The following is a 9,336-nucleotide window of genomic DNA, read 5'->3' as shown; positions in this document are numbered from 1 at the left end:
CTTCCCGCGAATACTGTATGCGGGGGGCGGAAGCGCGCAAGGCGCCTAGTGTCAGCCCCGTTTTCGAGGTTGCCAGCGCTGCCAGGTTGCCAGCCGCGGCGCCTTTCGTTCGAACATCACGCAGGTGCAGATGCCCCAGGCCCCATGGTCCGCGAGCGCCGTCGAGGCGCGCGCGGTCGCTTCCCTGCTGCCCTATGCCGGCAATGCGCGCACGCATTCCGCCGAGCAGGTGGCGCAGATCGCCGCCAGCATCCTGGAGTTCGGCTTCGTGGCGCCGGTGCTGGTGGATGAGCGAGGCGAGGTCATCGCCGGCCATGGCCGGCTGCAAGCGGCCAAATCCCTGGGCCTGGACACGGTCCCCACCATCACCCGCGCCGGTCTGACCGAGGCGCAGAAGGCCGCCTACCGCCTGGCAGACAACCGTATTGCGCTGAACGCCGGCTGGGACGAGGCGCTGCTGGCGGCGGAGGTCGCCAAGCTGCAGGAGATGGGCGGCCTCGATCTGGCGCTGACCGGCTTCGATGCCGGCGAGCTCGATCGGCTGCTGGCCGGCATGGAGCCGGTGGCAACTGACCCTGGCAACGGGCCGCTTGCCAGCCCGGCCGTTGCCAGCGGCGATGCCCCTGGCAACGACGCGCCGGCGGAGGACCCCGCCGACGCTGAATTGGAGCCACCGCGCGTTGCCGTCACCCGCCCGGGCGACCTGTGGCTGCTCGGCGAGCATCGCCTGCTCTGCGGCGACAGCACCGATGCCGCCTCTGTGGCGCGCGTGATGGGCGAGGATCGCGCCGCGGTGTTGTTCACCTCCCCGCCCTATGGAAACCAGCGCGACTACACCACCGGTGGCAGCACCGATTGGGATGCGCTGATGCAGGGCGTGTTCCAGCACCTCGACCTGGGTCTGCGGCCCGATGGCCAGGTGCTGGTGAACCTCGGGCTGATCCACCGCGACAATGAATGGCAGCCCTATTGGTCCGGCTGGCTCGATTGGATGCGCTCCCGCAGCTGGCGGCGCTTCGGGCTGTATGCCTGGGACCAGGGGCCCGGCCTGCCCGGTGACTGGAACGGGCGGCTCGCGCCGGCCTTCGAGCTCGTCTTCCACTTCAACCGCCAGGCCCGCCAGGCCAACAAGATCGTCCCGTGCAAATGGGCCGGCACGCCGAACAAGGGCAGTGGGCTGCGCGCCGCCGACGGCACCATCTCGGAATACCAGCACGCCGGCCTGCCGGTGCAGGACTTTCGGATCCCCGACAACGTGCTGCGGCTGACCCGCCACAAGGGTCGTGGCATCGAGACCGAGCACCCCGCGGTATTCCCGGTGGTGCTGCCGGAGTTCCTGATGCGGACCTACACCGACGATGGCGAGGTCGTGTTCGAGCCCTTCGGCGGCTCCGGGACCACCATCCTGGCGGGCCAGCGCACCGGCCGTCGTGTGCGGGCGATCGAGCTGGCGCCGGCCTATGTCGATCTGGCGATCGCGCGCTGGCGCATGCTGCATCCCGACCTGCCGGTGACGCTCGCTGACGATGGGCGCGGCTACGACGCCGTCGCCGCGGCACGCATGGAGGCCACCGCCGATGCGGCCTGACCTTCAGATGGAGATGATGCCGGTGGCATCGCTCGCGGCCTATGCCGCCAATGCACGCATGCACCCCAGCGAGCAGGTGGCGCAGCTGGCGGCGTCCATCGCCGAGTTCGGCTTCAACGTGCCGGTGCTGGTGGACGACGCCGGCGTGCTGATCGCCGGCCATGGTCGCGTCCTGGCGGCGAAGGCCCTCGGCCTCGACGCAATTCCCGCCATCCGGCTCGGCCATCTGACCGAGGCGCAGGCACGGGCCTTCCGGCTGGCGGATAACCAGCTGGCGCTGAACTCGACCTGGGACGAGAGCCTGCTCGCCGCCGAGCTGCGGGAGCTGCGCGCCGATGAATTCGACATTGGCCTGATCGGCTTCGACCAGGCTGTGCTGGATCGACTGCTGGCGGACGCCGCCGGCGACGAGGCGGGGGGCGCCGCCGGCGATCCCGATGCGCCGGCGCCCGAGCCACCGGTCGTGCCAGTCACCCGTCCCGGCGACCTCTGGCAGCTCGGTCCGCACCGGCTGCTCTGCGGCGACGCCACCAGCGCGGCGGACGTGACCCGGCTGCTGGATGGCGCGGACCCGCATCTGATGATCACCGACCCGCCCTATGGCGTGAACTACGATCCGGAATGGCGAAACGAGGCCGGCGTCTCGGCGACGATGCGCACCGGCAAGGTGGCGAACGACGACCGCGCCGACTGGCGCCAGGCCTGGGCGCTGTTCCCCGGCGACGTCGCCTATGTCTGGCACGCCGGCGTGCACAGCCGCACGGTGATCGACAGCCTCGAGGCGACCGGCTTCGTGATCCGCAGCCAGATTGTCTGGGCGAAGTCGCGCTTCGTGCTGGGGCGCGGCGACTATCACTGGCAGCACGAGCCCTGCCTCTACGCAGTCCGCAAAGGTGCGACCGGCCACTGGCAGGGCGCGCGAGATCAGGCGACGCTCTGGGCCATCTCGAACGCCGGCGACGAGGATGCGGCGACGGTCCATGGGACCCAGAAGCCGGTGGAATGCATGCGCCGTCCGATCATCAACAACAGCGCCGCCGGCGAGGCGATCTACGATCCCTTCCTCGGCAGCGGCACCACGCTGATTGCCGCGGAGACGACGGGGCGGGTCTGCCACGCGGTGGATATCGATCCCCGCTATGTCGATGTGGCGATCCAGCGTTGGCAGAACCTTACCGGCAAGGCCGCGGTGCTGGCTGGCGAGGAGCGGGTGTTCCGGGACGTGGCCGCGGCGCGCGGTGTCGCGCTCGCGGCATGATGCGTCAGCGGGGTGCCGTCGCGGCCTTCCGGGCGGCATCGAATGCGTCGACTGCGGCGGACCAATCCAGGCTGGCGCCGTCGCCGAGCGTCTGCACGGGCGCGAGCGCCACGCGACGGCGCGACCAGTAGTTGCCGTCCAGCGTGGCGAGCCATCCCGCCAGCCCCTGTGCGGCGAGGGCCATGGCGGCCGCCTCGACTTCCGCCTCGCTCGGCGGTGCGGCGCGGCCCATCGTCACGTGCCGGCCGTCCTGCGCCAGGATGATCCAGCGGCGCTCGGAGGGCATCAGCCCTCCTCCTTCTCGGTCTGCCAGGTGGCGTAGTCCACAGTGGCGAAGATCCCGCGCCCGTCGCTGGCGGTGCAGACCTGGATGGTCGCGCGGCCCACGCTGTCCGTGCTGCGCGGCGCGGTGGCGAGCAGCTGCTGCCAGGCGGCGCGATCCTGCGGGCCTTCGGCGGTCTCGTGCGGGAGGGTGGTGCTGGTCATCGTCGTCTCCGTCTCGGCGGGGCGGGATGCCCTGCGCGTGACGGACGATTCGCGCTGTGTCGGAGCGCAGCCAACTCGATAAAGCGCCGGGGATTTGGATGATCCCCGGCGCTCCTGATCATGTTCAGTGGCGTGGCTGAGATGCTTCACTCGGCCACGGCGTAAATGGTGAAGGAGCCCTTCGCGCCGGTCTTGTTGGGGCCGACCTGGCGAATGCGGTCCCGAACCTCGACCGCGTGGCCCTTCTTCTTCAGCCCGGCAAAGAAGCCGCGGACAGTGTGTTGTGCCCATCCCGTCGCTTCGGCGATCTGCGCGACCGTCGCGCCCTCGGGGCGGCGCAGCATGGCCAGCACCTGCTCCTGCTTCGTGCCCTCGCGCGGCTTGCGGGGCGCGCTGGCGTCCCGCGGTGCGCGCGTAGTCTTGCCGGCGAGCAGGGTGCGCAGGGCCGCCATCGGGGCGTCGAGTGCGCCGATCAGGTCGCCATCATGCGTCCCGAAGCGAGCGGCCTGATCGTCCCAGGCGGCGAGGATGGCCGCGGCGGTGTCGCGCAGGCTGGCGCGTGGCGTGGCGGCGCGTTCCGCGAGGGCCTGGTCGAGCATGGCGATTTCCTCCGTCAGGGGCGCGGCCTGGGCGGGCTCGGCGGCGGGGGCCGGGCTTTCCCCCGGCGTGGTGCCGGGCGTCACCGTGGGCGCCGTGTCGGGCACGCTGCCCTCGATGCCCGAGCAGTCGGGCTCGCCGGCCACCGCGTCGCCCTCGTTCGGGTCGATGCCGATGGCGCGCAGCCCCTCGTCGGTGATGCGCGCCACGATCCAGGTGCCGTCGTCATCCTGGCGCCAGCCCAGCCCGGCATGCTCCCGCGGGGCGTTGATCTCGGTGAGCAGGTTGTTCTTGATCAGGCTGCGGAACACCGCGTTGCGCGCCGCGGCCGGCAGGGTCTTGGGCGCGCGGGCGAGGCCCATTTCATGCTGCGCGGCGGCGCTGAGGATCACGCGCTGGCTGTCGGAAAGCTTTGTCATCGTGGTGGTCTCCGGTTCCGGGCGCCGACCGTCGGCCCCTACTGCCGGGAGCCCCGCCGGCGTGGCCGGTCGGGGCGGTGCGGGAGTGGCCCGCGTCGGGATCCCATCGCAGCAAGCTGCGATGGGGCCCGTCAGGCTTCGTATTCGCCGCGGCGGAAATGCTGGTCCGCGATGTCCTTCAGCTTCGCAGTGGCATCCGAAAGCCAGGCCGCTTCGCCCCAAAGAACCTCCTCCGGATCCGCGCCGAAATGGTCCTCGCTGGCCTGGGTGAGTTCGGCGAGGAGGGCGTCGAATTCGGCCTTTTTCGCGAGGAAGGCGGCCAGGCTGTTTTCCTGGTTGCGGGCGGCGCGGGCGGTGCGGTCGGTCATGCTGGTCTCCGTCGTGGTGCAGGGCGTGATGCTCTGCGTGTGACGGACCATTCGCGCTGTGCCGCGCACGAGCCAAGCGCATCTCGCGCGCATGAAATTGCTAAGATCGGAGGCGTTCGATCACATCATGATCGCAGCCGCTTCCGATGCGCTGGTGCCCTCGCAGCGCGAGGTGGCGCGCCGGCTCGGCATCTCGCACACCGCGCTGCAGAAGGCCGCGCAGGCCGGCCGCATCGCGCAGGAGCCGGGCGGCGGCTGGAACGTCGAGAAGGTGCGCGCGCGGCTGGCCGCGAGCAGCGATCCGGCGCGCAAGACTGCGGCCATGGTGGCGCCGGTACCGGTACAGCCTTCGCCCTCGCCACCGCCGCCGCCGGCGCGGCCGGCATTCGTCGCCCCGCCCCTGCCGGAGCCGCTGCCCACGCCCTCCGCCGGCGGCAGCAGCTTCCACAATGCGCGCACCGCCAACGAGATGCTCAAGGCGCAGGAGCGCAAGCTCCGGCTCGATGAGCGCCGCGGCCAACTGGTCGAGAAGGCTCGCGCGCTCATGCTGGTGCACCGGCTGGCCGAGGTCAGCAAGGCCGAGCCGGTGCTGCTGATCGGCGAAGCGGGCACGGGCAAAACCCATCTGGCGACCGGGCTGTGTGTCGCCGCCTGCCGTCAGCGGCGGCGGGTGCGGTTCACCACCGCGACCGGATTGATCAACGAACTGGCCGAGGCGGCGCATGCCAACCAGTTGAGCCGCGCGCTCGGCCGCTGGGAACGGCTCGACCTGATCTGCATCGATGAGTTGGGCTACGTGCCGCTCGCCGAGACCGCCTGCGAGCTGATGTTCCAGGTGATCGCCGACCGGGCGGAGAAGGCGGCGGTGATCGTGACCACCAACCTGCCGTTCTCCGAATGGCCGCAGGTCATTGCGAACCCGCGGCTGTGCAAGGCCCTGATCGATCGCCTGACTGACCAGGCGCACATCATCACCACGGGCACGGATTCCTACCGGTTCCGCCGCACCACGGCGCAGCGCAATGCCGTGAAGCCATGAGGAGGAGAACAAAACAGCGACGCTGACCGAGGTGCCCGGGCCGCGGCCCGGGCACCTCGGTCAGAAGCGTCAGGTGGGCCGGAATTCGCCAGCACAGATGGGCCAATATTCATGGACACAGCCAAGCCCATGCGCGCCGCTTCTACCGACCTGCCGCCTTCAGTTGTGCATCCGGCGCGGGGTGCCCGCGCTTTCCTGCGCGGTCATCACTGAAGGCGGCAGGCTGGGGCCGCCCGCGGCATTGAGGGCGGCGCCTTCGGTATCGACGCTGACGATGACGGACATGCCGGGCGTCAGCTGCTCGGCCAGGGGCTGGCCGGGGTCGATCGCGATGCGGACGGGCAGGCGCTGCGCAACCTTGGTGAAATTGCCGGTCGCATTGTCGGCGCGAATGACGCTGAACTCCGAGCCAGTGGCCGGCGAGAACTGCTCGATATGCCCCGACAGGGTCGCCCCCTGCAACGCATCCACGGCGATGGACACCGGCAGGCCGACCCGCATGCCGGCGAGCTGGGTTTCCTTGTAGTTCGCGACCACCCAGGTCCGCGCCGGCACGATCGAGGTAAGCTGGGTTCCCGCCGAGACATATTGCCCGAGCCGGGCGCCGACCTCGCCGAGCCTGCCATCCTGCGCCGCCACGACGCGGGTGTTCTGCAGGTCGATCTCGGCCAGCCGCAGGCTCGCCTCGGCATTGCGCACCGCGGCTTCCAGCGTGGACCGGGTCGCCACGGTTTCCGCCAGCATCTGTTCGGCCACGGCCTCCGAGGCGCGCGCCTGCTCGAGGCCGGCGGTCGCCTGCTGCACGGCGGCGCGCACCTCGTCGCCGCGGGCGCCGGTCTGGATCCCGGCTGCGAGCAGCGGCGCCACGCGGCGCATGTCGGCCTGCGCCTTGGTCAGCACGGCCTCGGCGATCTCCACCTGGGCGCGGGCGACGCTGATGGAGGCCTCCTTGGTGCGGCGCTGGATGTCGAGGTTGCTCAGCGCCGCCCGGCTGGAATCCAGCATCGCCTGCGCCTGCGCGAGGCGGGCGCTGAAGATGCGGTCGTCGATGCGGACGAGCAGGTCGCCAGCCTTCACCTCGGCATAGTCCTGAACCGGGATCTCGACGATGTAGCCGGCGACCTGCGGGCTGACCACGGTGACCAGCCCGCGCACATAGGCATTGTCGGTGGTCCGCACCGAGGAGGTGAAGGGCGGGAGCTGCCATGTGTAGAGCACGAGCAGAACCCCCAGGACCCCCGCCAGGAAGGCAGGGATCGTGGCACGCGAGCCTGCGAGTTTTGGAAATGGCATGAAGGACCTACCGGATGCTTTCTAGGCGGCCTGCGCCTGGTTCCGCGCGGCATTGGCGCGGAGCCGGGCCACAAGCACATGGAGGAAGAGAAGGAACAGGATCCCCACCGAGGCGATGGCGACGACACGGAACATGTCGTTATAGGCGAGCACATAGGCCTCGCGCGTCGCCACCTGGCCGAGCATCACTGCGCCCTCGCCGCTGCGCAGCGCGGCGTCGCCCAGCACCCTCGCCTGGCTGGCGCCGTATTGCTGGAGGCGCTGCACCACCATGGGGTCGGTAAGGTTAAGGGATTCGACGATGTGGTTGGAATGGAACTTCTCCCGCACCGTCACGAGGCTGCCGAGTCCGGCGGAGCCCAACAGGCTGCCGATGTTCATCGAAGCCAGGAATACCGCGATGTAGCTCAGGAGGTTCTGCGGGCCGGTGCGCAGGACATGCGCGAGGCTCCACGACATGGCGGAAGGCAGGAAGATGGCCCCGCCGAAGGTGATCAGAACCTGCGACAGATAGACCTCATGCGGCCGGGTCAGGCTGGTGGCATGGCTTTCCATCCATGCGCCCAGCCCGATCATCAGCATGGCGACCGTATGGATGGCCGGTGCGTTCTCCGGCTTGTTGACGAAGGCGACCGAAATATAGCCCGCGGCGGTCGCGAGGAGGGTGAGCCAGAACATCGTCGTCATCTGGTCGTTCTGCAGGCCCAGGGTCTGGAAGAAGCCGACGGTGCCGGTGGTCTGCACCGCCAGCACGAAGCGGGCCACGATCAGCGAGCCTGCGAAGATCAGGATGTCGTAGGTGGTCAGCCAGTGCAGGTTGACCACCGGCCGGGCCCGGTTGAGCTCGATCACCACGAAGATCGTCAGCAGCCCGACCCCGCCGGCGAGGCAGAGGCCGAGCCATGAGGCCTCCGTCCACCAGTAGTAGCGGCCGAGGCTGAGGACGATGGTGATCAGCGCCATGCCGACCACCAGAAGCGGCAGGCTGACGGCATCGACGCGGTCGAAGGCCTTGACCCGCGGCGGGCTGACCAAGGGCAGCAGATAGACCAGGGCGAGGGCCATCAGCGACAACGCCAGCTCCACCATGTCCAGATGGTGCCAGAGGCCGATTTCGAGCAGCCGGGGCGATATCACCCGGGCCAGCGGCACCGCGAGCTGCGAGCCGAGCAGGCCGAAGGACAGCCCCACGGTGAGCTTGTACTGCACCGGCAGGTGTTCGAGCATGTAGAGGAAGGCGAGCGTGCTCAGCGGCGCGCCGGCGAACCCCGCCACGGCGCGCAGGCCGACGGCGGAATGCAGATCGCTGGTCAGGAAATGCGCGAAGGACACGACGACCATCAGGCACAGCCCGATCTCGGCGAAGCGCCGCAGCCCGAACTGCGACCTGACCTTGTAGAGCAGCAAGGTCGCGGTGACGTTGGTGGCGGTATAGGCGGCGCTGAGCCACATCACCTCGTTGACGGTGGCCCCGAAATGCCCCTGCGCCGCCTGCAGATTGGCGGTGATGAGGTTGTTGCTCAGCCCCTGTGTCAGCCCCAGCACCAGCGAGGCCAGCCCATAGAGCAGCATGCGCCCGGGCCCCGAGGGGGCGGGGGCTGCCGGTGGCTGCGCGGCGTCGGTGGCGCCGCTCACGGCATCTTGTCCAGGGCCGTCGGTTCCGGAGTCCGCGGCGGCGGTGCCGTTTCCGGTTCTTTCGCCGCGCGGTCGAGGTTCTCGATGATCGCCTCGAGCACCCGGGTGGCGACCGCCAGATCCTCCGCGGGAACCGACCAGAGCATGGTTTCGCGCAGGCTGTCGAACAGCCCGCTGACCTGGAGCACGAGCGGCTCGGCGGCCGGGGTGAGCATGATGCGGTTGACCCGCTTGTCCCCCTCTACCGGCCAGCGCGCGATCAGCTTCTGTCGTTCGAGGCTGTCCAGCACTCGGACGAGGGTTGGGTGCTCGATCGAGAGGTCGGCCGCGAGGTCGCGCTGCATGATGCCGTCGGGATGCGCGGCAAGCCGGATAAGGGCGCGCGCGCGGCCGAATGACTGGCCGCTGCCCTTCAACCTGGCGTCGAAACAGCTCCGCCATTTGAGCGTGGCCCGGCGGAGGGCGTCGGTGAAGGCATTTATGGGGGTCATGGGGAGCAAACTATGTAGCAGGCTAATGTTAGTAGGCTACATAATGCGCTTCGGCCTCGGGTCAAGGGTAAGCGGTGGTTCCAGGCCCTTGTCGCTGCGGCTTGACGTTCAGATGTTTTTCGAGGTCGCCCAGTGCCAGGGCATGAGCTCGTCGATACGGTT

At 69.5% G+C, this 9,336-nt stretch carries 10 protein-coding genes; 3 read left to right on the top strand and 7 right to left on the bottom strand.

Annotated elements, in window-relative coordinates:
- Positions 1-130 precede the first annotated feature (130 nt).
- Complete coding sequence (locus C8P66_RS23100; RefSeq protein WP_111400637.1) at positions 131-1,588, top strand: site-specific DNA-methyltransferase; 1,458 nt, start codon at positions 131-133, stop codon at positions 1,586-1,588.
- A complete protein-coding gene (locus C8P66_RS23095) occupies positions 1,578-2,846 on the top strand; it encodes a site-specific DNA-methyltransferase (RefSeq protein ID WP_111400636.1) in 1,269 nt (422 codons plus the stop codon). Before C8P66_RS23100 ends, C8P66_RS23095 begins: the two co-directional genes overlap by 11 nt.
- A gap of 4 nt (positions 2,847-2,850) precedes the next feature.
- Here C8P66_RS23095 and C8P66_RS23090 read toward each other — a convergent pair whose 3' ends face one another.
- From C8P66_RS23090 to C8P66_RS23075, 4 genes are all read right to left on the bottom strand, one after another.
- Positions 2,851-3,132, bottom strand: coding sequence for a hypothetical protein (locus tag C8P66_RS23090; RefSeq protein WP_111400635.1), 282 nt, complete (start codon positions 3,130-3,132; stop codon positions 2,851-2,853).
- Positions 3,132-3,332, bottom strand: a complete 201-nt coding sequence (locus tag C8P66_RS23085) for a hypothetical protein (protein ID WP_111400634.1) — start codon at positions 3,330-3,332, stop codon at positions 3,132-3,134. The genes C8P66_RS23090 and C8P66_RS23085 overlap by 1 nt, the downstream gene beginning before the upstream one ends.
- A gap of 146 nt (positions 3,333-3,478) precedes the next feature.
- Positions 3,479-4,348, bottom strand: a complete 870-nt coding sequence (locus C8P66_RS24625) for a DUF3489 domain-containing protein (RefSeq protein ID WP_245903760.1) — start codon at positions 4,346-4,348, stop codon at positions 3,479-3,481.
- Positions 4,349-4,479: 131 nt separating this feature from the next.
- Positions 4,480-4,716 carry a hypothetical protein gene (locus C8P66_RS23075; protein WP_111400639.1) on the bottom strand — a complete coding sequence of 79 codons (237 nt, stop codon included), beginning with the start codon at positions 4,714-4,716 and terminating at the stop codon, positions 4,480-4,482.
- 58 nt (positions 4,717-4,774) lie between these two features.
- Between C8P66_RS23075 and C8P66_RS24230 the strand changes: the two genes are divergently transcribed.
- Complete coding sequence (locus C8P66_RS24230) at positions 4,775-5,755, top strand: ATP-binding protein (protein WP_211314258.1); 981 nt, start codon at positions 4,775-4,777, stop codon at positions 5,753-5,755.
- 159 nt (positions 5,756-5,914) lie between these two features.
- On the opposite strand, the gene C8P66_RS23065 is transcribed toward C8P66_RS24230, so the two are convergent.
- From C8P66_RS23065 to C8P66_RS23055, 3 genes are read right to left on the bottom strand one after another with little or no spacing between them, the layout of a single operon-like run.
- Complete coding sequence (locus C8P66_RS23065; protein WP_111400633.1) at positions 5,915-7,048, bottom strand: HlyD family secretion protein; 1,134 nt, start codon at positions 7,046-7,048, stop codon at positions 5,915-5,917.
- 21 nt (positions 7,049-7,069) lie between these two features.
- Positions 7,070-8,683 carry an MFS transporter gene (locus C8P66_RS23060; protein ID WP_111400632.1) on the bottom strand — a complete coding sequence of 538 codons (1,614 nt, stop codon included), beginning with the start codon at positions 8,681-8,683 and terminating at the stop codon, positions 7,070-7,072.
- Positions 8,680-9,174 carry a MarR family winged helix-turn-helix transcriptional regulator gene (locus tag C8P66_RS23055; RefSeq protein WP_111400631.1) on the bottom strand — a complete coding sequence of 165 codons (495 nt, stop codon included), beginning with the start codon at positions 9,172-9,174 and terminating at the stop codon, positions 8,680-8,682. The genes C8P66_RS23060 and C8P66_RS23055 overlap by 4 nt, the downstream gene beginning before the upstream one ends.
- Between the last annotated feature and the right edge of the window lie 162 nt (positions 9,175-9,336).

The sequence above is a fragment of the Humitalea rosea genome, assembly GCF_003253705.1.
Classification (GTDB): domain Bacteria; phylum Pseudomonadota; class Alphaproteobacteria; order Acetobacterales; family Acetobacteraceae; genus Humitalea; species Humitalea rosea.
The sequence above is the reverse complement of the archived record's forward strand: the minus strand, read 5'-3'. Positions and strand labels throughout refer to the sequence as shown.